Source organism: Mesorhizobium sp. WSM4837, assembly GCF_055811435.1.
On sequence record NZ_JBVVQE010000091.1, the window covers coordinates 1 to 23,301 of the forward strand.

Annotated in this window: 25 protein-coding genes, 1 tRNA gene and 1 pseudogene; 9 read left to right on the forward strand and 18 right to left on the reverse strand. The window is 63.4% G+C overall.

Features of this window, described 5'->3' with window-relative positions; translation table 11 throughout:
- From AC0L3D_RS32560 to obgE, 5 genes are all read right to left on the reverse strand, one after another.
- A partial coding sequence (locus tag AC0L3D_RS32560) for an MFS transporter (RefSeq protein ID WP_473647104.1) occupies positions 1–722 on the reverse strand: 722 nt, incomplete at its 3' end.
- 160 nt (positions 723–882) lie between these two features.
- Positions 883–1,470, reverse strand: a complete 588-nt coding sequence (locus AC0L3D_RS32565) for a nicotinate-nucleotide adenylyltransferase (protein WP_027152843.1) — start codon at positions 1,468–1,470, stop codon at positions 883–885.
- A 265-nt stretch (positions 1,471–1,735) separates the two neighbouring features.
- Complete coding sequence (locus AC0L3D_RS32570) at positions 1,736–3,022, reverse strand: glutamate-5-semialdehyde dehydrogenase (protein ID WP_473647105.1); 1,287 nt, start codon at positions 3,020–3,022, stop codon at positions 1,736–1,738.
- Positions 3,023–3,025: 3 nt separating this feature from the next.
- On the reverse strand, positions 3,026–4,222 hold the full coding sequence (gene proB / locus AC0L3D_RS32575; protein WP_128245913.1) for a glutamate 5-kinase: 1,197 nt from the start codon (positions 4,220–4,222) through the stop codon (positions 3,026–3,028).
- Between the two features lie 2 nt (positions 4,223–4,224).
- On the reverse strand, positions 4,225–5,253 hold the full coding sequence (obgE, locus tag AC0L3D_RS32580; protein ID WP_128168566.1) for a GTPase ObgE: 1,029 nt from the start codon (positions 5,251–5,253) through the stop codon (positions 4,225–4,227).
- Between the two features lie 147 nt (positions 5,254–5,400).
- On the opposite strand from obgE, the gene AC0L3D_RS32585 reads away from it, so the two are divergent.
- On the forward strand, positions 5,401–6,270 hold the full coding sequence (locus AC0L3D_RS32585; RefSeq protein WP_473647107.1) for an endonuclease/exonuclease/phosphatase family protein: 870 nt from the start codon (positions 5,401–5,403) through the stop codon (positions 6,268–6,270).
- Positions 6,271–6,280: 10 nt separating this feature from the next.
- On the opposite strand, the gene AC0L3D_RS32590 is transcribed toward AC0L3D_RS32585, so the two are convergent.
- The 3 genes from AC0L3D_RS32590 to AC0L3D_RS32600 form a co-directional block, all read right to left on the reverse strand.
- Positions 6,281–6,868, reverse strand: coding sequence for a GNAT family N-acetyltransferase (locus AC0L3D_RS32590; protein WP_473533090.1), 588 nt, complete (start codon positions 6,866–6,868; stop codon positions 6,281–6,283).
- A gap of 116 nt (positions 6,869–6,984) precedes the next feature.
- On the reverse strand, positions 6,985–7,254 hold the full coding sequence (gene rpmA, locus AC0L3D_RS32595; protein WP_023678077.1) for a 50S ribosomal protein L27: 270 nt from the start codon (positions 7,252–7,254) through the stop codon (positions 6,985–6,987).
- A 99-nt stretch (positions 7,255–7,353) separates the two neighbouring features.
- On the reverse strand, positions 7,354–8,061 hold the full coding sequence (locus AC0L3D_RS32600; protein WP_473647109.1) for a 50S ribosomal protein L21: 708 nt from the start codon (positions 8,059–8,061) through the stop codon (positions 7,354–7,356).
- Positions 8,062–8,382: 321 nt separating this feature from the next.
- On the opposite strand from AC0L3D_RS32600, the gene AC0L3D_RS32605 reads away from it, so the two are divergent.
- Positions 8,383–8,472, forward strand: a tRNA-Ser gene (locus AC0L3D_RS32605).
- A 476-nt stretch (positions 8,473–8,948) separates the two neighbouring features.
- Positions 8,949–9,665: a pentapeptide repeat-containing protein gene (locus tag AC0L3D_RS32610; RefSeq protein WP_473647111.1), complete on the forward strand. Its 717-nt coding sequence runs from the start codon at positions 8,949–8,951 to the stop codon at positions 9,663–9,665.
- A 182-nt stretch (positions 9,666–9,847) separates the two neighbouring features.
- Here AC0L3D_RS32610 and AC0L3D_RS32615 read toward each other — a convergent pair.
- A pseudogene (locus AC0L3D_RS32615) lies at positions 9,848–10,123 on the reverse strand (hypothetical protein); the annotation flags it as partial.
- Between the two features lie 202 nt (positions 10,124–10,325).
- On the opposite strand from AC0L3D_RS32615, the gene AC0L3D_RS32620 reads away from it, so the two are divergent.
- From AC0L3D_RS32620 to AC0L3D_RS32630, 3 genes are all read left to right on the forward strand, one after another.
- Entirely contained in the window at positions 10,326–11,444 is a 1,119-nt protein-coding gene (locus tag AC0L3D_RS32620) for an alpha/beta hydrolase (protein ID WP_473647112.1), read from the forward strand.
- A 124-nt stretch (positions 11,445–11,568) separates the two neighbouring features.
- The gene (locus tag AC0L3D_RS32625) at positions 11,569–11,922 is read left to right on the forward strand and encodes a cyclophilin-like fold protein (protein ID WP_473647114.1); all 354 of its coding nucleotides are present in this window, start codon (positions 11,569–11,571) and stop codon (positions 11,920–11,922) included.
- A gap of 134 nt (positions 11,923–12,056) precedes the next feature.
- Complete coding sequence (locus AC0L3D_RS32630) at positions 12,057–12,950, forward strand: LysR family transcriptional regulator (protein ID WP_473647116.1); 894 nt, start codon at positions 12,057–12,059, stop codon at positions 12,948–12,950.
- A 121-nt stretch (positions 12,951–13,071) separates the two neighbouring features.
- Here AC0L3D_RS32630 and AC0L3D_RS32635 read toward each other — a convergent pair whose 3' ends face one another.
- Positions 13,072–14,052, reverse strand: coding sequence for a Tim44 domain-containing protein (locus AC0L3D_RS32635; protein ID WP_473647122.1), 981 nt, complete (start codon positions 14,050–14,052; stop codon positions 13,072–13,074).
- 188 nt (positions 14,053–14,240) lie between these two features.
- Between AC0L3D_RS32635 and AC0L3D_RS32640 the strand changes: the two genes are divergently transcribed.
- Positions 14,241–15,134 (forward strand): alpha/beta fold hydrolase, encoded by an 894-nt coding sequence (locus AC0L3D_RS32640; protein ID WP_473647117.1) that lies wholly within the window; start codon positions 14,241–14,243, stop codon positions 15,132–15,134.
- 78 nt (positions 15,135–15,212) lie between these two features.
- Positions 15,213–15,536 carry a hypothetical protein gene (locus AC0L3D_RS32645; RefSeq protein ID WP_473647118.1) on the forward strand — a complete coding sequence of 108 codons (324 nt, stop codon included), beginning with the start codon at positions 15,213–15,215 and terminating at the stop codon, positions 15,534–15,536.
- 104 nt (positions 15,537–15,640) lie between these two features.
- Here AC0L3D_RS32645 and AC0L3D_RS32650 read toward each other — a convergent pair whose 3' ends face one another.
- On the reverse strand, positions 15,641–15,886 hold the full coding sequence (locus AC0L3D_RS32650; RefSeq protein ID WP_023800071.1) for a type II toxin-antitoxin system PemK/MazF family toxin: 246 nt from the start codon (positions 15,884–15,886) through the stop codon (positions 15,641–15,643).
- Between AC0L3D_RS32650 and AC0L3D_RS32655 the strand changes: the two genes are divergently transcribed.
- On the forward strand, positions 15,885–16,193 hold the full coding sequence (locus AC0L3D_RS32655; RefSeq protein WP_023800072.1) for a YecA family protein: 309 nt from the start codon (positions 15,885–15,887) through the stop codon (positions 16,191–16,193). The genes AC0L3D_RS32650 and AC0L3D_RS32655 overlap by 2 nt on opposite strands.
- A 36-nt stretch (positions 16,194–16,229) precedes the next feature.
- On the opposite strand, the gene recQ is transcribed toward AC0L3D_RS32655, so the two are convergent.
- The 7 genes from recQ to AC0L3D_RS32690 form a co-directional block, all read right to left on the reverse strand.
- A complete protein-coding gene (gene recQ, locus AC0L3D_RS32660) occupies positions 16,230–18,074 on the reverse strand; it encodes a DNA helicase RecQ (RefSeq protein WP_473647120.1) in 1,845 nt (614 codons plus the stop codon).
- A gap of 422 nt (positions 18,075–18,496) precedes the next feature.
- Positions 18,497–18,835, reverse strand: coding sequence for a cupin domain-containing protein (locus AC0L3D_RS32665; RefSeq protein WP_128173604.1), 339 nt, complete (start codon positions 18,833–18,835; stop codon positions 18,497–18,499).
- 27 nt (positions 18,836–18,862) lie between these two features.
- A complete protein-coding gene (gene kduD / locus AC0L3D_RS32670) occupies positions 18,863–19,630 on the reverse strand; it encodes a 2-dehydro-3-deoxy-D-gluconate 5-dehydrogenase KduD (protein WP_128173605.1) in 768 nt (255 codons plus the stop codon).
- Positions 19,627–20,484 carry a 5-dehydro-4-deoxy-D-glucuronate isomerase gene (gene kduI, locus AC0L3D_RS32675; protein ID WP_287224973.1) on the reverse strand — a complete coding sequence of 286 codons (858 nt, stop codon included), beginning with the start codon at positions 20,482–20,484 and terminating at the stop codon, positions 19,627–19,629. Before kduI ends, kduD begins: the two co-directional genes overlap by 4 nt.
- Positions 20,485–20,511: 27 nt before the next feature.
- Complete coding sequence (locus tag AC0L3D_RS32680) at positions 20,512–21,288, reverse strand: FadR/GntR family transcriptional regulator (protein WP_023800077.1); 777 nt, start codon at positions 21,286–21,288, stop codon at positions 20,512–20,514.
- Between the two features lie 9 nt (positions 21,289–21,297).
- Positions 21,298–22,578: a TRAP transporter large permease gene (locus AC0L3D_RS32685; protein WP_023800078.1), complete on the reverse strand. Its 1,281-nt coding sequence runs from the start codon at positions 22,576–22,578 to the stop codon at positions 21,298–21,300.
- 4 nt (positions 22,579–22,582) lie between these two features.
- Positions 22,583–23,110 carry a TRAP transporter small permease gene (locus AC0L3D_RS32690; RefSeq protein ID WP_031255309.1) on the reverse strand — a complete coding sequence of 176 codons (528 nt, stop codon included), beginning with the start codon at positions 23,108–23,110 and terminating at the stop codon, positions 22,583–22,585.
- Positions 23,111–23,301 lie beyond the last annotated feature (191 nt).

Below are 23,301 nucleotides of genomic sequence, written 5' to 3' on the forward strand. Positions count from 1 at the left end.
CCCGGCCGGCCGCCCCCCCCCCCCCCGCGCCGCGCCCCCCCCCCCCCCGCGCCCCCCCCCCCCCCCCCGCCCAACCCCCCCCCCCCCCCCCCCCCCCCCCCCCCCCCCCCGGGCGGCCCCCGCGGCTGGGCAAGCCGCGTCAACCCGACGGGGAGGATCGACAGCGCGGTGAAGGCGATGCCGACCAGCGGCGCGTCCGCAGCCCGTATGTCGATCAGCGCCAGTGTGGAGTAGCCGACACCGAGCCCGGCGACATAGGCGACGTAGAAGAAGGCCATGACCCTGCCGCGTATGGCGTTGGCGATGACGTCGTTCAGCCAGCTTTGCGCAACGATGAACAGGCCGCATATGGCAAAGCCGTAGAGCGCGCGTGCCGCGATCCACGACAGCGGGTGCGGTCCGGCCCCGACGGCGGCGTTCGACAGCACGATCAACGCCGACAGCACCATGAATGCGCGCGCATGGCCGACGCGTCGTACCAGCGGACCGGTCAGGATGCAGCCTGCCAGGCCGCCGGCCGAGAGGCCGGTGACGATCAGCCCGGCCCAGGTCGGATCGAAGCCTTCGGCGCCGAGCCGGACCGGGATATAGGCGAACATCAGTCCGTTGCCGACCGCTACCAGCGCCATCGACAGGACGACGCTGGCGATGGCGATCGCCGGGGCCGGCGGGCTGCCCTGTGCCGGGTCGCGTCTGGTCTGGTTTCGCTCGAGAATCGCCATGCCCGCGCAGGATCGCTCACGGACCGAGGAAAGGCAGCCGCAAATGCGACATCGCCGTAAGTGCTTAGGTCTTCAAGGTAGCGATCCTTCCAGCACCCCTCATCCGACCGAGCTTCGCTCGGCCACCTTCTCCCACAAGGGGAGAAGGAGAAAGAGACTCCTATCCCTGCGCCATCTTGCGGATCGCGGTCGACGACAGCGACGAGCGCGGGCCGTGAATGAAGGTCCAGGCCGGCGCCTTCATGCGGGCGAGCCGCGGCGCGTCGCCCTCGTCGACACGCGCGTAGTCGAAGGTCTTGGCGACAACCGACGACAGGAACGACAGCGTCGCGCCAGGGCGATCGATCACCGCGATCGGAAACGTCATCACGATCTGGCGCCAGCGCTGCCAGCGATGAAAATCGCGCAGCGAATCGGCGCCCATGATCCAGACGAAGTCGACGCCCGGGTTGCGCGCCTTGACCAGGGCCAGCGTGTCGGCGGTGAAGCGGACATAATGGCTCGCCTCGAAGGCGGTGACCTTGACCTTCGGGTTCCGGGCAATCTGCTCGGACAGGCGTAGCCGCTCGGCCAGCGGCGCCAGTTCCCGCGCGCTCTTGAGCGGATTGCCCGGCGTCACCATCCACCACAACTGATCGAGCGCCAGGCGCCTGAGCGCGATCTCGGCGACCAGCGCATGGCCGGCATGGGCAGGATTGAACGAGCCGCCGAACAGTCCGACGGCCAGGCCCTTTTCGGCATGCGGCATATGAAGGTAGCGAGAGGGGACGGGTTGTTCGGACGGGGATAGCATGTGTCAGGCACCCCCCTCTGCCCTGCCCTCTTTGCCAAGACTTGGCATCTCCCCCTCTAGGGGGGAGATTGGCGGCTTCATCCCTGGCGCCCTTACTGCGACGCCGGATGTTGGCGAAAGTCCATGCGACAGCCAATCTCCCCCCTTGAGGGGGAGATGTCCGGCAGGACAGAGGGGGGTGGCTGGGCGCACGCCTCTCAGGCTCTAACCGCGAATAAGCTCAAGGCCTCACCTGTCCCGTCCCGCGCACGCGGTACTTGAACGAGGTCAGTTGCTCGACACCGACCGGCCCGCGCGCATGCATCTTGCCGGTGGCGATGCCGATCTCGGCGCCCATGCCGAATTCGCCGCCATCGGCAAATTGCGTCGAGGCATTGTGCAGAAGGATCGCCGAATCGATCTCGTTGAAGAACCGTTCGACGGCGTTCGTATTCTCGGCGACGATCGCCTCGGTGTGGTGCGAGGAGAAATTCTCGATGTGCTCGATCGCACCGGCAACGCCATCGACCAGTTTTACTGCGATGATGGCATCGAGATATTCGCTCACCCAGTCGGCGTCGGTCGCAGGCTGGGCGTCGGCAAACACTTTCAGCACCTCGGCGTCGGCGTGGATTTCGCACCCTGCCGCGCGCAACGCCCCGAGGATCGGCACCAGATGAGTGGCGGCAACAGCGCGGTCGACCAGCAGCGTCTCGGCCGCGCCGCAGACGCCGGTGCGCCGCATCTTGGCGTTGACCGCGATCCTGGCCGCCATGTCGAGATCGGCCGAGCGGTCGATGTAGAGATGGCAGATGCCTTCGAGATGCGCGAAGACCGGCACCCGCGCCTCGTTCTGGACGCGTTCGACCAGGTTCTTGCCGCCGCGCGGAATGATGACGTCGATATTGCTGGAAAGTCCTTTCAGCATCTCGCCGACGGCGGCGCGGTCGGCGGTCGGCACCAACTGGATGGCATCCTGCGGCAGCTTGGCCGCTTTCAGCCCTTCGACCAGGCAGGCATGGATCGCCGCCGAGGAGTTGAGCGAATCCGAGCCGCCGCGCAGGATCACCGGATTGCCGGCCTTGAGGCACAGCGCGCCGGCATCGGCGGTCACGTTCGGCCGGCTTTCGTAGATGACGCCGACAACGCCGAGCGGCGTGCGCACGCGCTCGATATGCAGGCCGTTCGGCCGGTCCCATGCGGCAATGACATCGCCGACCGGATCGCGCAGCCCGGCGATTTCACTGATGCCGTCGGCCATGGCACGGATGCGGCCGGGATCAAGCTTCAGCCGGTCCATGAAAGAAGCCGAAAGCCCCGACTGCTCGCCATTTTTGATGTCGATGGCGTTGGCGTCGAGAATATCTTGCTCGTGGCGAAGGATCGCCTGCGCCATACCGATCAACGCGGCGTGCTTGCGCTCGGCTGTGGCGACGGCCAGCGGTCGGGCGGCAGCGCGGGCGCGGCGGCCGATATCGGCCATCAGCGCCACCGTATCGTCCCGGGATTTTTCATGCAGCTTCAGCATGGCTCATCCTCCGCTATTCACCTCGTCACCGACCGCTTGGTCAGCGGCCTGCACTTGGTCGCCGGCCTGTACTTGGTCACTAGAATGGCTCACCACAAGGTCGTCGCGGTGGATCATCGCCGATCGCGCTTCATAGCCGAGCACCGTTTCGATCTCGGCTGTTTTCAAGCCAGCGATCCTTACGGCATCGGCGGCATCGTAGGCAACCAATCCGCGCGCGATCTCGCGGCCTTCGGGCGACAGGATCGCCACCGTGTCGCCGCGCGAGAAATTGCCGCTGACCAGCTTGACGCCGGCCGGCAGCAGCGACTTGCCCGACAGCAGCGCGCCGATGGCGCCGGCATCGACTGTCAGCCGGCCTGCCGGTTCGAGCTGCCCGGCGATCCATGTCTTGTAGCCCTTGACCGGATTGGCGCTCGGCCGGAAGAACGTCGCCCGCTCGCCACGCTCGATCGCCAGCAGCGGCGACAGCCGCGTGCCTGATGTGATGATCATGGCAGTGCCGGCGGCGGTGGCGATCTTGCCGGCGTCGAGCTTGGTGCGCATGCCGCCGCGTGAAAACTCCGAAGCGGCCGCACCCGCCATCGCCTCGATGTCAGGCGTGATGCGGTCGACGACAGCGACGAACCTGGCATGCTGGTCGCGCGCCGGCGGCGCCGTGTAGAGCCCGTCAATGTCGGAGAGCAGCACCAAAAGGTCCGCGCCCATCATCGTCGCCACCCGCGCCGCCAGCCGGTCATTGTCGCCATAGCGGATTTCGGAGGTCGCCACCGTATCGTTCTCGTTGATGACCGGCACCGCCTTCATCTTGAGCAGCGTCGAGATCGTCGCGCGCGCATTGAGATAACGGCGGCGCTCTTCGGTGTCGCCGAGCGTCAGCAGGATCTGGCCCGATTTCAGGCCGCCCTTGCCGAGCGCATCCGACCAGGCGCCGGCCAGCGCAATCTGCCCGACGGCCGCCGCCGCCTGGCTTTCCTCGAGCTTCAGCGCCCGCTTGCCGAGGCCCAAAATGGTGCGGCCAAGCGCGATGGCGCCGGACGACACGACGAGGATCTCGGCGCCATTCTCGGCCAGCACTGAAATGTCGTCGGCAAGCGAGGCCAGCCAGTCGCGCTTCAGCCCCGCCGTGCGGTCGACAAGCAGCGCCGAGCCGATCTTGACGGTGATGCGCCGGTATTTTTTCAGCGACTGCGCGGCCATCGCTATCTCCAGCGCGTCTCGACCGGAGCGGCGACAGCTTCGCGCGCCTCGGCGACGACCGTCATCAGTGCGCGCAGAACCGCCTCGACGCCTTCGCCGGTGACGGCGGACAAAAGCATCGGCGCGCGGCCGGCGGCGCGTTTCAGCGAAGCGACCTTCTTCTTACGCGCGTCGGCATCGAGCGTGTCGACCTGGGAAAGTGCGACGATCTCGACCTTCTCGACCAGCCCATGGCCATAGGCGTCGAGTTCGGCGCGCACGGTCTTGTAGGCCTTCCCCGGATTTTCTTCCTGCGCCGAGACGAGGTGCAGGAGGACCCGCGTGCGTTCGACATGTCCGAGGAATCGGTCGCCGATGCCGACGCCTTCATGCGCGCCTTCGATCAGGCCGGGAACGTCGGCGATGACGAACTCGCGCCCGTCGATACGGGCCACACCGAGGCCCGGATGCAGCGTCGTGAAGGGATAATCGGCGATCTTCGGCTTCGCTGCGGTGACGGCGGCGAGGAAAGTCGACTTGCCGGCATTGGGCAGGCCGACCAGGCCGGCATCGGCGATCAGCTTGAGCCGGAGCCAGATGTTGAGCTCTTCGCCCGGCTGGCCCGGATTGGCGCGGCGCGGCGCCTGGTTGGTCGAGGTCTTGAAATGCTGGTTGCCGAAGCCGCCATTGCCGCCCTTGGCCAGCAGGAAACGCTGGCCGACGACGGTCAGGTCGCAGATCAGCGTGTCGTTGTCCTCGGCAAAGACCTGCGTTCCCGCCGGCACTTTCAGCGTCACGTCGGCGCCCTTGGCGCCGGTCATGTTGCGGCCCATGCCGTGCGTGCCGGTCTTGGCCTTGAAATGCTGCTGGTAGCGATAATCGATCAGCGTGTTCAGCCCATCGACCGCCTCCACCCAGACGTCGCCGCCGCGGCCGCCGTCGCCGCCGTCGGGACCGCCGAATTCGATGAACTTTTCGCGCCGGAACGACACCGATCCGGCACCACCATCGCCGGAGCGGACATAGACCTTGGCTTGATCGAGAAATTTCATCGTATTGCTGAGTTTCTGCTAACGGCCTTGCGGCATTGCTCTAACGTTTGGCACTGCTCTAAACCAAGGCGGGGCGAAGGGCGAGGCTGTTTATCAACATGGCCCGAGTCTGAACATGGTCCGAGTCTGAACATCGCCGGAGTCGCAATGAAGCTTGTAACCTACAACATCCACTACGGCGTCGGTCTTGACGGCCGCTACGATGTCGGCCGCATCGCCGATGCCGTGCGCGGCGCCGACGTGATCGCGCTGCAGGAGGTCTCGCGCAACAACCCCAACAATGGCGGCCGCGACATGGTGGCCGAGCTCGGCGACGCCCTGCCCGAATATTTCGCCGTCTACGGCAGTAATTTCGAGGCCAATGTCGGCTCGCGCCTGGAAAACGGCCGCGCCATCACCACCACCTTCCAGCTCGGCAACATGGTGCTGTCGAAAACCCCAATTCATCTGTCGCGCAATCTGCTCTTGCCGCGCAGCCGCAGTTTCGAAGTGATGAATTTCCAGCGCGGCGCGCTGGAGGCGCTGATCGAGACGCCGATTGGTTTCATCCGCTTCTATTCCACCCATCTCGACCATCGCAGCCCGGTCGAACGCGCCAGCCAGATCCGGTTTCTGCGCCGGCGCTTGTTGAACTATGCGATCGAGGGCGGCGCGCTGTCGGGCGTCGCCGAGGTCGGCCTGCCCGACCTGCCTTGTCCCGAAGGCTTCGTCGTCATGGGCGACTTCAACATGCTGGCCGGATCGCCGGAATATGTCGAATTCGCCGGCCGCCTGGACCACGAATTCGGCATGGCGGTGACCGCGGATCTTGCCGTCGATGCCGCCCTGCGCCTTGCCGCCGCAGGCGCCGATCTCGCCACCTGGGTCGACCCCAAGCGGCCTGACGACGCCAGCCGCCACAAGCGCATCGACTATGTCTTCACCAGCGCCTCGCTGGCCAAATCGCTGAAGCGCCTGTGGGTCGACCGGCAAGCAGTCGGTTCGGACCACTTGCCGGTCTGGGTCGAGATGGTTTGACCAGCGTCCGTCAGAAATGCACCCAGTTGCGCAGGCTCGTCCAGGTCTTGCGATCGAGACGGTAGCGCTCGACCGGCACCTGGCCGGCGACGATCGAGTTCAGCATGCCCTGGCCGGCATATTGGAAGCCGCATTTGTGGATGACCCGGCGCGAGGCCGGATTGATCACCCGCGTCGAGGCATGCAGCACCTGGATCGACGTCCTCTGGAAGGCGAGGTCGACCAGCGCATGCGCGGCCTCCGTCGCATAGCCGCGCTTCCAGTATGGCTCGCCGATCCAGTAGCCGAGCTCCAGCCCGCGTTCGGTGGTGTTGAGGCCGGCGCATCCGACGAAGGTTTCGGTGCCGGCCAGGGTCAAGGCATAGGCAATGCCGGCCCGGCGCGATGCCGTCATCGCGAGGAAGGCGCGTGCCTCGGCCTCGCCATAGGGGTGCGGCATGCGGGCCAGCATTTCGGCGACATGGCGATTGTCGGCGAGCGCCACCAGTTGCTCGATGTCACTTTCGCGCGGCGCCCGCAGGACCAGCCGCTCGGTCACCAGGACCGGACAATCTATCGCGTAACTTTCACCGTCTGTGTCATCCGCTTCGGCAACCATGTCAGTCCTCCAGGCAAGAAAAAGGGGAGATGGAAACCCATCTCCCCTGATCCATTTCCTGGCTTGGCCAGACACCGGTTCCCGAGATGGGTGCCGGTGTTCTCGTGCGGAACCGGCTACTCCGCGGCCTTGGTCATCGGGTTCACCGATACGTAGGTTCGGCCATTGGCTTTTTTATTGAAGGTGACTGCGCCAGCTTCGAGCGCAAACAGCGTGTGATCCGTGCCAATGCCGACATTGGTGCCGGGATGCCACGTCGTGCCGCGCTGACGAATAATGATGTTGCCCGGAATCACGGCTTCGCCGCCGAATTTTTTCACGCCGAGCCGCTTGGAATGGGAGTCGCGACCATTGCGCGACGAACCGCCAGCTTTCTTGTGTGCCATCTAACTAACTCCGATGCGCCGCTGGGCGCTTAAAGGGTCTTATGAACGCGTTCGCGTTCCGTTTCAAGTCCGAACCGGCGACGATCGCGCCGGCCCGCTTTACTTCTTCGCCAAATCTTTGGCCTGCTCGCGCCAGTCCGTGATCTGGTCGGCGCTGAACGGCATATGCTCGTCGATCTTGGCGATATCCTTGTCCGACAGCTTGGCGATCTGGGCGAAGGTCGTGATGCCCTGCTCGTTCAACTGGCCGGCCGCAACCGGGCCGATGCCCTTGATCACGGTCAGATCGTCCGGCTCGCCCTTCGGCGCTTTGAACAGCGGCGCGGCGGCGGTTTCAGTTGCCTTGGCTTCCTTCTTCGGCGCAGCCTCTGCCTCGGTCTTCGCTTCGGTCTTCGGGGCGGCTTCAGCCTTCGCCTCGGCCTTTGCGGCAATCTCGGCCTTCGCCTCGGTCTTCGCCTCGGCCTTGGCCGCGGCCTTCTTCGTCGGCTTGGCGCCGCCCAGCAGGATCTCGGCGATCCGCACGGTTGTCAACAGCTGGCGATGGCCGATCTTGCGGCGCGAATTCTGCCGGCGGCGCTTCTTGAAAGCGATGACGGTGCGGTTCTTGCCCTGCTCGACGACTTCGGCGGTGACCAAAGCGCCGTCGACGAACGGCGCGCCGAACGTGACATTCTCGCCCTCGCCATGCGCGAGCACGTGGCCGATCTCGACGATGTCACCGACCTGGCCTTCGACTTTTTCGATCTTCAGGAGATCGTTGGCGGCGACGCGATACTGCTTGCCGCCCGTTTTGATGACTGCGAACATTTTTTGCCTTTCGCTGTTCGGTCGGCCTTGACGAACCGCTTCAGCGGTTCGGCCGTCTTTTTGTCAGTCTGCGGGTTCAAAAAGCAAGCGGCGCTGAAGAGCCCTCCACGCCGATTGCGCGCTGTCCCTAGCCGAAGGTGCGGCGCGAGTCAAGGCAAACGGCCGAAAGCAAGCCGGTGCCGTTGGCACAAGCGGCAGAGGTATCGAGGGACGAGCCATACGGCCCGGAGAGAAGCCTGATATCAGGCAGATTGGCCCTTGTAACCTGTCCGTCCAGCCGTTATCTAGTGCGCCGCGCCGGCAACGGCGGACCATGACCCCGGAGAGGTGGCAGAGTGGTCGAATGCACCGCACTCGAAATGCGGCATGGGTGCAAGCCCATCGGGGGTTCGAATCCCTCCCTCTCCGCCATACGACATTGTTTACATTGATAAAAATCAAAGAATAGGTTGCGCGCCCGCCATAAAGCCCGCCTGCCGAAAACGCCGTATTCGCGGCACGTCAGCTTACGACACAAATATGCGGGGTTCATGCTTCGACCTGGTAGATGGCAGAGATCAACTTCGGCCTCGCTAAGCGAAGTCGTGGGGTAGCGACAGCGGAATCAGGATACGCGACTAGCACCCCGTGCCGGGTCAACCTCGCCGTCGGGAAGTACCGATCGGTGCGGACCCAAGCGGATTCACCCTTTGTCGGCGGCGGACGCCGGCGGTGGCGGTCAGCACCCGAGCAGGCTTCCCATTGTTGACGACGTCCGCTGCGCATCTGCGGCGACCGTCGCCATGTCCTCTGCTCCCGGGTTGACGGTGGTGTAGACGAGGAGCACTCTCGAGTGTCAGCAGATGTGGTCAGGTTGAGTGTCGGCGAGTAGCAGAGGTCCAGCAACCATGACTTTGAGGCGAACCAGAGCTTACGCCGCATCCGGCTTGGTTCTAGCGATTTGCACTGTGTTTGCTTGGCAGAATGCCACTGCTGCTCACAATTGCCACGCAGCCGCGACGCCTGGCGTCAATTGGCACGAGTGTGACAAGAAGCTTCTCATCCTAGAAGGACAGGACCTGAGCGGGGCGAACCTGTTCGGTGTTGATTTCACTTCGACCGACCTCAGGAACAGCAATCTCCTTGCGGCAAATCTTGAGAAGGCAACGCTTGTGCGTGCTTCCCTGGCCGACTCGACCGCCAAAGGCGCCCGGTTCGACAGAATCGAGGCCTACAGGACCGACTTCAGCCGTATGGACGCGCAGGGCGCTGTGTTCGCGAGCGCGGAATTGCAGCGCTCGAATTTCCAGGACGCCAATCTGACCAACGTTGATTTCACAAAGGCAGAATTGGGGCGTGCGCGGTTCCATGACGCCGATATCAGCGGCAGCCGCTTCTCGTTTGCCAATCTCGCACGGGCGGACTTCCGAGGAGCGACGTTCACCGCGTCGATAGACTTTGACCGCGCCTTTTTCTTTCTGACCCGTATCGAGGGCGTCGACCTTTCCAATTCGGCGGGTCTGTCCCAGTGGCAGCTCAACATGGCTTGCGGAGACGCCCGGACCGAGTTGCCTTCTGGCTTGACGAGGCCTGAAGATTGGCCCTGTCAATTCCAGCAGGAATAGTTGTCGGCAAGCGAACTGCGGCAATGCTGCACCCGACAGGATTCGAACCTTTCGGCAAGCCGCCTAACCCGAATGCCCTGCCGTTCCCGAGCGGTTGGGATAAGCGTCTCGACATGCATGAACTCGTGCTTTCCGCACCGTTCGCAGAGGTGGCTAGTCCACCTCCTGCTCAGAAGGAAGGATCATAGCATGAGTGACGAACTGATCCGCCTTCCGTATGCAATGGAGCCCGTCACGCGCCCCGGCATTATACACCATAGGTGCGAGCATCCCGGCTGCGCCAAGAATGCGGGATGGGGCTTTGCCAATGTCCTCTGTTCCAGGTCGAAGTATCCAAGATCATAGGGCATGAGGCTCAAGGGCCAAATGCCATCGTCGAACTCGTTGACGCCGAACCTTTGATCGGCGGGCACGGTTACGATCTTCTTCCTGTGCATGCAGATGCGGCCGGAGGCAGACGAATCTGTTCACCTTCGGGACGAAGCCTGCGCTATTCGATTGATGAATCAACCTCATAACGACATGCGGATTTTGCCGTCTAATCGATCGCCGGCGTCGTCGCTATTCTATTTGGACATTCGCAACACTGCCGCACATGCCGAGGAAATGAGCATGGCCCGGCAGGCCTGCGACAGTTCAGGACGATCAAAGGAGACAGGCATGACCAAGCAGATCGGAATCGAGAACACGGCGGAACCGCCGTCCAGTGTCGACTTTGGCCGGCGTGATCTCCTGAAGCTGACCGGCGCCGGCGTTGCCGCGCTCGGTGCGGCGTCCCTGTTCAACATCCCCTTCGCAAAGGCTCAAGACATGTCAAACGGCGCCAACAACTTCTACACCAGCGATCGGGTGACGCTGGAAAAGATCGCCTTCAAGAGCCAATACGAGATGAACGTTGCGGGCAATCTGTTCATTCCCAACAAGCTCGACCGCAATGCGCGCCATCCGGCGCTCGTCGTCGGGCATCCGATGGGTGCGGTGAAGGAACAGAGCGCAAATCTTTATGCCACCAAGATGGCCGAACAGGGCTTCGTCGCCATGTCCATCGACCTGCCGTTCTGGGGCGAGAGCGAGGGCGAGGCCCGCCAGATCGTTTCGCCGGATGTCTACGCCGAAGCGTTTAGCGCCGCGGTCGATTTCCTGGGCACACGGCCATTCGTCGACAGAAACCGCATCGGTGCGATCGGCGTCTGCGGCAGCGGCAGCTTCGTCATCAGCGCGGCCAAGATCGACCCGCGGATGCGCGCCGTCGCGACCGTCAGCATGTACGACATGGGGGCCGCCAACCGCAACGCGCTTAACCATTCACTGAGCGTCGAGCAGCGCAAGCAGGCCATTGCTGCAGCTGCCGAGCGGCGCTGGGCAGAGTTTGAAGGCGGCGAGGTCGAATATACCGGTGGCACGGTGCATGAGCTGACCGCCGACACCCATCCGATCCAGCGAGAATTCTATGACTTCTACCGCACGCCGCGGGGTGAATTCACGCCCGCAAGCGCAAACCCGCAGATCACCACGCATCCGACGCTGACCAGCAATGTCAAGTTCATGAATTTCTACCCGTTCAACGACATCGAGACGATCTCGCCGCGCCCGATGCTGTTCATCGCCGGCGATCAGGCTCACTCCCGCGAGTTCAGCGAGGATGCCTACCAGCGAGCGGCCGAGCCGAAGGAGCTTGTTTGGGTTTCCGGCGCCGGGCACGTCGACCTCTACGATCGCGTCGACCTGATCCCGTTCGACAAGCTGACCAGCTTCTTCAATCAGCACCTCTCCGCGTGAGCGGCGCGATGGAGCCTGTACCGGACGGAACAGGCTCCATCAGCATGGATCGGGAGGTAACCACGGAATGCTGAAACTAATGCTGAGTTCGGCTGTTATCGCACTCGCAGCGGCTGGATCTGCCATGGCTCAAGAACGCATTCGCATTTCTTCGGATTGGGGCGAGGTCACAGCCGATCTCGCCGATAACGAGGCCGCAAGATCTCTGGCGCAGATGCTGCCGCTTACGATCGAGATGTCCGATCATCTGCGCCAGGAAAAGACCGGCAATCTGCCTTCCGCCTTGCCCGAGCTGGCGCGGCAGCGCGACTTCTCTGCCGGCACGCTTGGGTTGTGGAGTTCCGATCATTTCGTGATCTACTATCGGAGCGGTCGCCTCCCGGCGCCTGGCATCATCAGGCTCGGGCAGGTCACTGGCGATGTCTCGATCTTTGACCGTCCCGGTCCGGTCACCATCCGCGTTGAACGCGCCGACTGAAACCTGCGCAATCCGCTCGTAGTTCGTCGCCGGGGGCGAGCGGCGGATTGAATAGCTGCCGCTCAATGAAGTCTCTGTGTTCGCCTTCGATTTATCCGGTATAATCGAGTTCTGGCTATCACAAGGATTCATGAGTGTCGCGGCAGAATGTCAATGATCTGCTCGCGTTCCTGGCTGTTGCTCGGGAGCGTAGCTTTACGCGCGCCGCAGCCCGGTTCGGCATATCGCAATCGGCGCTAAGCCACACCATCCGTCAACTCGAAGCGCGCCTTGGCGTTCGCCTGCTCACCCGCACGACCCGCGCGGTGGCTCCCACCGAGGCGGGAGAGAGGCTTTTGCAGCGGATTGGGCCGCACTTTGACCAGATCGAAATCGAGGTCGATGCCCTGAACGAACTGAGGGAAAAGCCCGCTGGAACCATCCGGCTGTCAGCGCCCGACTATGCAATCAGCAGCATCCTTTGGCCCAAGCTGAAACGCTTTCTCCCGAAATATCCCGACATCAAGGTCGAACTCCTGCTCGACAACGGCCTCACCGACATCGTGACGGAGCGCTTTGACGCCGGGATCCGCATGGGCGAACAGCTTGCGAAAGACATGATCTCGGCTCGCATCGGACCGGATTTCCGCTTCGCGGTCGTCGGCGAAGAATCCTACTTTGCCGAGCATCCCGCGCCGGAGAAGCCGCAGGATCTCGTGCAGCACAATTGCATCAACTACCGTTTTCCAACGTCCGGGGCCCTTTATGTGTGGGAGTTCGAGGAGAACGGCCGCGAGATCAAAATTCGCGTCGATGGGCAGCTCGTCTTCAACAACATCTTTCATGTCCTGGACGCCGCGCTGGCCGGCCGCGGCCTCGGCTATGTTCCGGAAGAAATGGCCCTTCCCCACATCGCCAAAGGGCGGCTGGCGCAGGTCCTGGAAGGATGGTCGCCCTATTGGGATGGCTACCATCTCTATTATCCGAGCCGCCGGCAATCCTCGCCTGCTTTCGTTGCCCTGGTCGATGCGCTGCGCCATCGCGACTGACTATCGATGCCGCGGGCTTCGACGTTCTTGCCACTGAAAGCCCCGCAAAGAGGGCGACGACAACCGTCCATACATCATGGCTCGCCAGATGACGTGAACCGCCGAGGCTGCAGCATAACGGTCAGGGCTGCTGTATTGCCGCCAGCTTCCAGTCGCCGCCGTTCTGGCGCGTGAAGGTCCACAGTTCGGTTGTTTCCGTCGGCCGATCGGCTTCGCCGGCGACGATCTTGCCGCTGGCGCGATCGCGCATCACGTCAAGAGACTCGTAGCGCAGGGCAGCCGTCGCGTAGTCACGATCATCTTCCCGCCAGCTCTCCGCAATATCGGCCTCCAGCAGGCTGACGTTCGACACCTCGTTCCTGATGCCGTTCTTGGCATTGTCGGCAAGTTCTTCGGACAGGTACGACACCATCTCGGGGGTCGCCAGCCGGCGCAAGCCAGCATGGTCTTCACGCCCGAACGCTTCCTGAACTTCGGTCAACCGCTGCTGGAATGTATCGAGATCGGCCGGCGTCATCGTAATTTGATCGTTGGCTGGAGCCGTCCGGCCAAAGCCAGACCCGATGCCTGGAATGGGGAAAGATGTGACGTTGTCCGCCTCGCGCTGGGCTGCCGCGTTTCGCCCAAAATTGCCCATGCTCCGCGGAACACCGGCCATGGCAGGCGCTTGGTTGCGTGTCGATTGCGACCGGAAAAAGCGGATGATCAGCATGATCGCGCCGCCGATCAGCAGTCCTTGCAGCAGCAGGCCCAACATGCCAGCCAAGCCGCCGAACCCCTGGCCCAAAAGAAGTCCGATCAGACCGCCGAGCAGCAGGCCGCGCATCATCGAACCGCCGAGGCCGCTGAAGATCCCTGGTCGTTGGGCTGCCGGTGTCTGGCGCGCCGCATTGTTCGTTGCGGTGTTGGGCGTCATCGAGCGCTCGACCGGCGCGGCCGGCTGTGGCGCCGTCCTGGTCGGCGGGACCGACTGGAACGTGCGCGTGCCGCGGCTGCCGAAGCTGCCGCCACGCCGCGCCTCCGCGTAATCGGCCGTGACCATGGAAAAAGCCAGGAACAGTCCTGCTAACAAAACGGCAAACCGGCTCGAACGCGAAATCATCATGGCAAATCCTCAAGCGACACTTTGGCGCTATATGGGGTGCGCCGATCGAAATATCAGTGGCCGCAGCTTCCGTACCTGGCAATTGAGGAGAATTCCAGGACCGCCACAAATTCAGCAAAGCAGCTGACCGTGATCCTTCTGCCACCTTGTGCGTTGTCGCCTGAGGCACACCGAGGAGAAAAACGGTGTTTGCAGGTTTCAGGGCCACCAGCTTGCAACTGGACGACACGACCATTTTCGCAAGGGTCGGCGGAACCGGTCCGCCGCTGCTGCTGCTTCATGGTTTTCCAGAAACGCATCTGATGTGGAGGGATATTGCCGCGGCCCTGGCGCCCCGCTTCACAGTCGTCGCCGCCGATCTTCGCGGCTATGGGCAAAGCGGCTGCCCGGTCTCCTCGGCCGAGCATAGCCCATACGCCAAACGCGCCATGGCCGCAGACATGGTTCAAGTCATGCAGCAGTTGGGGTTTGAGCGGTTCATGGTTGCCGGACATGACCGCGGCGGGCGGGTCGCCTATCGCCTGGCACTCGATCACCCCGATGAGATATCCAGGGTCGCGGTCCTCGACGTCATCCCGACCGCCGCCGCGTGGGACAGGGCGGATGCCAGACTGGCTCTCCGATTCTGGCCCTGGAGCCTGCTTGCGCAACCGGAACCGCTGCCGGAGCGACTGATCGGCGCGGCGCCCGATGCCATCGTCGACAATGCGATTGTGCAGTGGGGATCGCCGGCAGAAATGTTCTCTGCAACGATCAGGGAGGCCTATGTCAAGGCGCTTCGGGATCCCGTTCATATTCATGCGATTTGCGAAGAGTATCGGGCCGCTGCCACGATCGATCGTGAACATGACGCGCTGGACCAGATAAACGGTCGTCGCATCAAGTGTCCGCTCCTGGCACTGTGGAGTAGCCAGGGCGGCCTCGAGACCTGGTATGCGGAGGAAGGCGGACCGCTGGCTATCTGGAGGAAATGGGCCGACAGAGTTGAAGGAGGTCCCGTTCCGGGCGGGCACTTCTTTCCAGAAGAGCGCCCTCACCAGACCGCAGCGGCTCTCTCGAAATTCTTCGAGGTTGAATAGGGAATGACGCCCAGGGCAGAGTGTTGTAGAGCTTCACATGCCTCATTCGCCCCTCCGGCGTCAAATCTGCTTGATAAAATGAAAGCCATCTCGCCAGCCATATCCCTGATATGCAGCATCGTGTTTGTCGGAGGTTGCGCATCGCCCTTCCATGCATCCTTTGATGCCGCGAAATACGACAGGATGAGTTGCGTCGAACTCAACGTGGCCATGGGCGAAGTCGCCAAGGAGCTGTCGGCGACAGCGATCACCCGGGGCAAAATCGCGAAAACCAACATTCCGAACTGGCTATGGGGAGCCCGGCGTGTCGCCACTACCGTCACAGTCCGCCAGAACGCGAAAATCGAGCAATTGCAGCAGCAGGAGGCTGCGATCGCAGCTGTGAGACGAAGCAGGTGCTGATTGCGGCGTCGGTGTGAGAGCCTGCTGCCGAAGGCTGAAAATGATCGATTTCGCAGTATTACAGCCGAGGCTCGACGGCTCCGTGGATTCTGTCATCCTTACCGTCACGGCTTCAGTCTCGGCGACACGGCCAAGCCGAGGAAAACGATAACGGCCTGATTGAGGCGCAGGATGTCCGCGTCGTCTAACCGCCCGATATTTGCGCCGATCTTGGACTTTGGGACCGTGGTGATCTTGTCCACCATCAGTCGGCAGACGGTGAGCAGCCCGTTGCGCTCGTTCGGTTCGACGGACAGACGGAACAATGGCGCGTCCGTCTCGTCGGACGACGGCCGCGTCCCATTGGGCATGCTTGAACTCAGTGATTTCGAAGACGATCTCCTGGCAGCCGAGCAAAGCCCGAACGATATCGAGGACCGATTCAGGCGTGCCGGTCTCGACTATATCGACGATGTGCTTGAAGCGTTGGAATGGAGCCGCCATGCAGGGTTTCCTGACGAGGAAGATCGGCAATCGCCCTTGCCTGAAAAGACCTGGCTCGACGAGTTGCCGAGCCTGACAGCGCTGGTCACAAATCCTTTGCGCCATGTCGGACGAAATGACCCATGTCCCTGTGGCAGCGGCAAGAAAGCGAAGAAATGCTGTCTCGCAAATTGACCTGATGCAGCACCGCGGACTTGATCCTTGGCTGTCTCAGGCCGATCCACGGGATTGGTGCGCAGCGATTGCGCCGAGGAAGATCTCGCCGAATTCCCTGAGTTTTGCGGCGCCGACGCCATTGACTGCGGCGAAGGCGTCGAGGTCGCGCGGGCAGCGTTCGGCCATGTCGATCAGCGTGCGATCGGAGAAGATGACGAAGGCCGGCACCTGGCACTCCCGGGCGAGACGCAGTCGAACCGCCTTGAGCGTGGCCAAGAGCGCGGTATCCAGGCCTTCCGTGCCCGCGGCAGCATTCGGGGTGGGACGAGTCTTGTCTCGTGCCGCGCGGTTCCGCACCTCTACGCGATACCGGAACGGGACCTCGCCACGGGCCAGCTCACGGCCCTTTTCGGCGATGGCAAGGCCGCCATGGCCGCCTGAGTCAAAAGTCACAAACCCTCCCGCGACGAGCTGGCGGATGAGCGACTGCCAGACATCCTTCTTGCGCGCCACACCGGTCCCGAAGCTGGCAAGCCTTTGGTGGTTCCTGGCCAGGACCTTCTCGGTTTCATGGCCGAGCAGAACATCGACGATATGGGCGGCGCCAAAACGCTCGCCGGTCTGCGCGACGGCCGCGAAGACGATCCGTGCCTCCGCCTCGCCATCCGAATGCGGCGTCTGGTCGAGGCAGTTGTCGCAATTGCCGCAAGGCATTGCTGGTTCGCCGAAATAGCCAAGCAGGATCTGGCGACGGCACTGGGCCGTTTCGCAATAGCCGATCAGCGTATCGAGCCGGCCATGCGCGCGCCTTTTATGCTCCGCCGGCGCGTCCTCGTCGTCGATGAAAAGCCGCCGCATGCGAATGTCGCCGAGACCGAAGAGCATATGTGCCTCGGCAGCCCGCCCGTCGCGGCCGGCGCGGCCGATTTCCTGATAATAGGCTTCGAGGCTGCCCGGCAGGTCGGTGTGGAAGACATAGGCGACGTCAGGCTTGTCGATCCCCATGCCGAAGGCGATGGTCGCCACCATCACCACGCCCGACAGGGTCATGAAATTGTTTTGATTTGCTTCACGCGCCTCCTTGCTCATGCCGGCATGATAGGCCAGGGCGCGCACGCCGTTCTTCTCGAGGAACGCCGCCATCTCTTCCGTCTTCTTGCGCGACAGGCAATAGACGATCCCGCTGCGGCCGGCATGACGCTGCACGAAGCCCAGCAATTGGCGCTTGCTGTCCTGCTTGGCCTCGACGCCAAGCTTGATGTTCGGCCGGTCGAAGCCCAGCACCAGGGTTTCGACACGCCCGGCGAACAATTGTCCGGCGATGTCGGTGCGCGTCGCCTCGTCCGCTGTCGCCGTCAGCGCAATGATCGGCACATCAGGGAAAATGTCGCGCAGCCGCGACAACTCTTCATATTCGCGCCGGAAAGACGGCCCCCATTGGGAGATGCAATGCGCCTCGTCGACAGCGATCAGCCGGATGTCGAGCCTGGCTAGCGCCTCGATCATCCGCGCGGTCATCAGCCGCTCCGGTGCAAGATAGAGCAGGCGCGTCTGGCCCGCCGCGACGCGGCGCCATGCGGCGACATTGGCATCGCGGTCGAGCGAGGAATTGATCGTATCGGCGGCCACGCCGGCAAGACGCAATGCGGCGACCTGGTCCTGCATCAGCGCCACCAGCGGCGAAACGACAATGGTGAGACCGCCCAGGACCAGCGCCGGGACCTGGTAGCAGAGTGATTTGCCGGCGCCGGTCGGCATGACGGCCAGCACATGACGCCCGGCCAGCAGCGCCTCCGTCACGGCGTCCTGGCCGGGACGAAAATCGTCGAAGCCGAACACGTCCTTCAGGACGCGCCGCTTGGGATCCTCCGCCGGGACGCTCGCCGCCGCTGCCTGCATCAGGGAATTTCTATGATCGGCGCTGCCCGAAAAGGCATTGGGGGAACGGCCCGAGTCAGCGGCGACGTGACCTGCCAAAGCTCCCTGGCGAATCGTCGGGTGACCGCTTGGACAGCCGATTCGGACATTCGAACGCTCCTCAAGTCCTGTCTCCGTCGGCTCCGTCTGAAAGTTATCCTCCTCATTGGCGGATATGCGAGCGTGATTCCAGCCTCTATTCGCTTTGGCTGTGAATATCGCGCAACGGCTCGGGCCGATTAATCCTATCTTCACCATGATTCGGCAGGTTCAGGTCCTGCGGTGATGTTTTGAGTACCGCGGCGCCACAAGCGCCCAGGCAACACGCCCGCGTCTCTCCGGAGGCGCGGGCTTTTTGCTTCCGAGACAGGCTGCCGCTGCGTAGTGACCTGCGGGGGTTCTCGTCAGACGAGGAAATCGGCGCGGTGCGGTGTAAAACTGTCGACCAGGCGGCCGGCCTCGAGCGCCTTGACGCCGTGGACCAAATTGGCAGGGACAATGAAGCTGCTTCCCGTTTCCATGATCTCGGTCGTGCCGTCGATGGTGACCTCGAAGCGGCCTTCGGCGACATAGCTCGCCTGGACATGCGGGTGCGAATGCAGCGCGCCGACACCGCCCTTGTCGAACCCGAATTCGACCATCATCAATTCGTCGGTGTGCAGCAGCACACGCCTGCGATTGCCATCCGGGGTCGGCGTCCACGCGCCCTCGCCGGCATGCGTAAAGATCTTCGTTCCGGTCATCGCCACATCCTCGTCATGGGCATGGCCTCATCGCGCCAGCCAGCCGCCGTCCACCGGCACCACCGCGCCATGCATGTAGTTTGACGCCGGCGCCAGCAGGAAGACGGCCGCGTCGCCGATGTCTTCCGGCCCGCCCCAGCGCCCGGCCGGAATGCGCGCCAGAATGGCGGTGCTGCGGTCCGGGTCGGCACGCAGCGCCTCGGTGTTGTTGGTTTCGATGTAGCCGGGCGCAATACTGTTGACGTTGATGCCTTTCGACGCCCATTCGCAGGCGAGCAACCGGGTAATGCCGACCACGCCGTGTTTCGAGGCGGTGTAGGAGGCGACGCGGATGCCGCCCTGGAAGCTCAGCACCGAGGCGATGTTGACGATCTTGCCGCGCCGTTCGGGATCGGCAAGCACGCGCCGGGCAAAGCTCTGGCTGAGAAAAAACACCGTCTTCAGGTTGACGTCCATGACATCGTCCCAATCGGCTTGCCCCAAATCGACGGCGTCGGCGCGCCGGATGATGCCGGCATTGTTGACCAGCCCGTCGAGCGGCCCGGTTTCGTCCCAGACGCGATCGAGCATCGCCTGGGCGGCGGCGTGGTCGGCAAGATCGCAGCGCACCGCCTCGAAGCGGCCGCCCGACGCGCCGATCTTTTCCGCGGTCTCATCCATTGCAGAGCGGCCGACGCCGACCACCGCACCACCGGCGCGCGCGATCGACAGGGCGATGCCTTGGCCAATGCCGGTGTTGGCGCCGGTGACGAGAATGCGCTTGCCGGCCAGGCTGAAAGCCGAGAGGTCGCTCATCGCAGCTCTTCCATCGCTACCGGATCGACATCCGTATAGTCGACATTGTCGCCGGCCATCGCCCAGATGAAGGCGTAGTTGGAGGTGCCGGCGCCCGAATGGATCGACCAACCCGGCGACAGCACCGCTTCCTCGTTGCGCATGACGAGATGGCGCGTCTCGTCCGGCTCGCCCATGAAATGGAACACCCGCGCCGTCTCCGGCAGGTCGAAATAGAGATAAGCCTCCATGCGGCGGTCATGCACATGGCACGGCATGGTGTTCCAGACCGAGCCTGGGGCGAGCTGGGTCATGCCGACGACGAGTTGGCAGGTTTTGACGCCCTCGGCATGGATGAACTGGAAGATCGAGCGCTCGTTGCAGGTCGCCTGACTGCCGAGATCGAGGCGCTTGGCATCGCCGATGCGGATCAGCTGGCTGGGATGGCTCTGATGTGCCGGCGCGCTGAGCAGATAGAACTTGGCCGGCTCGGCTGGATTGACTGAGGCGAATGACACCTCATTGGCGCCCATGCCGAGATACAGCATGTCGCGGGGTTGCAGCTCGTAGGACTGGCCGCCGGCTTTGACGATGCCGGCGCCGCCAATGTTGACGGCGATCATTTCGCGGCGATCGAGAAAGTTCTTTGTTCCGGTCGGCTTGATCGCTTGCAGCGGAAGCGGTGTCCCGGCTGGCATGGCGCCGCCGACGATCATGCGGTCGTAATGCGTGTAGGTCAGGCCGATGCGGCCGAGCTGGAACAGGCCTTCGATCAGGAAATTGTGGCGGAGCTCGTCCGTCCCCATCGCCGCGGCGGTGACAGGGTCGATGGCGAAGCGCGAGGTGAAGTCGGTGTGGTTTTCAGTGTGATTCATTGCTGTCCCATTGGGCTGCCTCATTGGTCATTCGGTTGCCGCGGCCTTGACCGAATCGGCATAAAAAATCTGACGTGCATGCAGGCGCTCGCGATAGCGCTGCTGGCTGGCGCTGAGATGCGCGCGCATCGCTTCGCGCGCGGACTCGGCATCGCCAGATGTAATGGCGTTCAGGATCACCAGATGCTCGTCTTGCAGGCCGCGCTGATAGGCGTCGGATTGGGCGAGTTCTGTCGACCACGGCGATGTCACGTCGCAAGGAATGGCGCGCCGGCCGAGCACGTCGAGCATCTCGACATAGAACGGATTGTTGGTGGCGCTGGCGATTGCCCGGTGGAAGGCGAGGTCGGCCGGACCTGTCGGCTCGCTGTTCAACAGCAGCCGCTCGAACTCGAAGAACGCCTCCTGGATCGCCGCTTCCTGCGCGGCATTGCGACGGATAGCGGCCAGCCCGGCGGATTCGATTTCGATCGCCAGGCGCACCTCCAGCACGTTGAGCGCGATCGAATCCTTGCTGCCGATGTCCGCAGCCAGCGTGCCGAACATCGTCGAGATGTGCTCGGTGACGAAGACCCCGGCGCCTTGGCGCGGCTCGACCAGACCGTCGGCGGCAAGCTTGGCCAGCGCTTCGCGGATGACGGTGCGGCTGACCCCGAAGGTTTCGGTCAGCCGACCCTCGGTCGGCAGCTTTTGGCCTGGCTGGATCTCGCCCGCCTGCAACTGCTTGCGGATCGCCGCGACCACGGTCTCCGACAGCTTGGGCTTGCGTTCGACCTTCAGGTTGATTGCCATATCCGATGCCATTGCCAGCCCTTATTTGAAGACGCTCGGCAACCATAGCGAGATGGCCGGAATGTAAGTGACGAGCCCCAGCACCACGATGCCGGCCCCATAGAACGGCCAGATCGAGCGCATCGCTTCCCAGACGGATATCTTGCCCACCGCGCACGCCACAAACTGCACTGCGCCTACCGGCGGCGTGTTCAGCCCGATGCCGAAGTTGAGGATCATGATGACACCGAAATGCACCGGATCGACGCCGTAGGCCTGCGCCACGGGCAGGAAGATCGGCGTGCAAATGATGATCGTCGGCCCCATGTCCATGAAGGTGCCGAGGAACAGCATCAAGAGGTTGAGCAGGAGCAGCACGACCAGCGGATCTTCCGAGATCGCGTTCATCGAGGCTATCAGCGCTGCCGGCACTTTGAGGAAGGCCATCAACCACGAGAACGCCGCTGCCATGCCAATGATGAGCAGCACCATGGCCGTGGTGCGCACGGCGCCATGGGTGGCATGAACGAAACCTTCCCAGGTCATCTGCCGGTAGACTAGGACAGTCACGAGCAATGCATAGATGACGGCGATGCAGGAACTCTCGGTGGCTGTGAAAACGCCCGATCGCACGCCGCCGAAGATGATCGCTATCAGCAGCAGGCCTGGCACCGCGACCGCGAAGAGATGCGCGACGGCGGCGAAGCCAGGAAACGGCTCGGTCGGATAGCCGCGCGAGCGCGCCACGAAGTAGGCGGTGATCATCAGCGCCAGGGCCAACAGCAGGCCCGGGATGATGCCGGCGGTGAACAGGTCGGCGATGGAGATCTTTCCGCCTGCCGAGATCGAGTAGATGATCATGTTGTGCGACGGCGGCAGCAGCAGCGCGATCAGCGCCGCCATCGAGGTGACGTTGACGGCGTAATCCGCTCCATAGCCACGCGCCTTCATCTGCGGGATCATCAAGCCGCCCACCGCCGCGGCCTCCGCCACGGCGGAGCCCGAAATGCCGCCGAACAGTGTAGCGGTCGCGATGTTGACCTGCCCGAGGCCGCCGCGCATGTGGCCGACCAGCGAGCCGGCGAAGGCAACGATCTTGCTGGCGATGCCGCCGCGCACCATCAGGTCGCCGGCGTAGATGAAAAACGGAATGGCCAGCAGCGAAAAGACGCTCATGCCGGAATTCAGGCGCTGGAACACGATGAGCGGCGGCAGGCCCATATAGAGAACGGTGGCAAAGCTTGCGACGCCGAGGCAGAAAGCGATTGGCGTGCCGATGAGCATCAGGACGGTGAAGACGCCAAAAAGTATCCAGAGTTCCATGGCGTCAGACCTTCACGTTGGCTGTGTCGAGTTCGGCTGCGACTTCCGCCGGCGGCAATTCGTCGAGCGCATCGTCGATCGGCGCACCGGAGAGGCGAAGCACGATGCGCTCCAGCGTGAACAGCACGATGAGCACGCCTCCCGCGACAAGCGGGACGTAGTCCCAGCCCCCCGATATGCCGAGCGACGGCAAGGTGGCGCCCCAGGTCAGCGCGACCAGCTGGCTGCCATACCAGATCATGCCGATGCCGAAGGCGAGCGCGACGAGATCCGAGATCATCCTCAGCCAACGCTTTCCGCCTTTCGGCAGCACGTAGAGCAGGACGTCGAAGCCGAGGTGATAGTTCTCGCGCACCCCGACGGCAGCGCCGAGGAAAATGAACCAGCTCATCAGCATCACCGAGCCCTGCTCGGTCCAGCTCGGCGAGCGGTTCAGAACATAGCGGCCGAACACCTGCCAGGCGACGAAAGCGGTCATCAGCACCAGCCCGATGCCGGCGATCCACAGCGCCGCCGTGCTGACGCGCGACATCACGCGCGCGATGCCGGACAGGGACGGTCTCTGTTCTGAGCTGGAGGTCACTGGTTCTCTCCGCAAGAGGGGCGGGGGGGGGGGGCCCCCCCCCCCCCGCGCGCAAGACCGCCCCCCAAGGGGTGGCGCCCACCCGCAGGCGGTTGGTGGGGGGGGGGGGTTGGGTGTAGAGGGCGCGGCGGGGGGGGGGG

Coding starts and splice junctions, on each gene's coding strand:
- AC0L3D_RS32565 (WP_027152843.1), bottom strand. CDS start 1,470: ATGCCGCATGCCGAAAAGGGCCTGGCCGTCGGACTGTTCGGCGGCTCG.
- AC0L3D_RS32570 (WP_473647105.1), bottom strand. CDS start 3,022: ATGCTGAAGCTGCATGAAAAATCCCGGGACGATACGGTGGCGCTGATG.
- proB (WP_128245913.1), bottom strand. CDS start 4,222: ATGGCCGCGCAGTCGCTGAAAAAATACCGGCGCATCACCGTCAAGATC.
- obgE (WP_128168566.1), bottom strand. CDS start 5,253: ATGAAATTTCTCGATCAAGCCAAGGTCTATGTCCGCTCCGGCGATGGT.
- AC0L3D_RS32585 (WP_473647107.1), top strand. CDS start 5,401: ATGAAGCTTGTAACCTACAACATCCACTACGGCGTCGGTCTTGACGGC.
- AC0L3D_RS32590 (WP_473533090.1), bottom strand. CDS start 6,868: ATGGTTGCCGAAGCGGATGACACAGACGGTGAAAGTTACGCGATAGAT.
- rpmA (WP_023678077.1), bottom strand. CDS start 7,254: ATGGCACACAAGAAAGCTGGCGGTTCGTCGCGCAATGGTCGCGACTCC.
- AC0L3D_RS32600 (WP_473647109.1), bottom strand. CDS start 8,061: ATGTTCGCAGTCATCAAAACGGGCGGCAAGCAGTATCGCGTCGCCGCC.
- AC0L3D_RS32610 (WP_473647111.1), top strand. CDS start 8,949: ATGACTTTGAGGCGAACCAGAGCTTACGCCGCATCCGGCTTGGTTCTA.
- AC0L3D_RS32620 (WP_473647112.1), top strand. CDS start 10,326: ATGACCAAGCAGATCGGAATCGAGAACACGGCGGAACCGCCGTCCAGT.
- AC0L3D_RS32625 (WP_473647114.1), top strand. CDS start 11,569: ATGGCTCAAGAACGCATTCGCATTTCTTCGGATTGGGGCGAGGTCACA.
- AC0L3D_RS32635 (WP_473647122.1), bottom strand. CDS start 14,052: ATGATTTCGCGTTCGAGCCGGTTTGCCGTTTTGTTAGCAGGACTGTTC.
- AC0L3D_RS32645 (WP_473647118.1), top strand. CDS start 15,213: ATGAAAGCCATCTCGCCAGCCATATCCCTGATATGCAGCATCGTGTTT.
- AC0L3D_RS32655 (WP_023800072.1), top strand. CDS start 15,885: ATGCTTGAACTCAGTGATTTCGAAGACGATCTCCTGGCAGCCGAGCAA.
- AC0L3D_RS32650 (WP_023800071.1), bottom strand. CDS start 15,886: ATGCCCAATGGGACGCGGCCGTCGTCCGACGAGACGGACGCGCCATTG.
- recQ (WP_473647120.1), bottom strand. CDS start 18,074: ATGCAGGCAGCGGCGGCGAGCGTCCCGGCGGAGGATCCCAAGCGGCGC.
- AC0L3D_RS32665 (WP_128173604.1), bottom strand. CDS start 18,835: ATGACCGGAACGAAGATCTTTACGCATGCCGGCGAGGGCGCGTGGACG.
- kduD (WP_128173605.1), bottom strand. CDS start 19,630: ATGAGCGACCTCTCGGCTTTCAGCCTGGCCGGCAAGCGCATTCTCGTC.
- kduI (WP_287224973.1), bottom strand. CDS start 20,484: ATGAATCACACTGAAAACCACACCGACTTCACCTCGCGCTTCGCCATC.
- AC0L3D_RS32680 (WP_023800077.1), bottom strand. CDS start 21,288: ATGGCATCGGATATGGCAATCAACCTGAAGGTCGAACGCAAGCCCAAG.
- AC0L3D_RS32685 (WP_023800078.1), bottom strand. CDS start 22,578: ATGGAACTCTGGATACTTTTTGGCGTCTTCACCGTCCTGATGCTCATC.
- AC0L3D_RS32690 (WP_031255309.1), bottom strand. CDS start 23,110: ATGTCGCGCGTCAGCACGGCGGCGCTGTGGATCGCCGGCATCGGGCTG.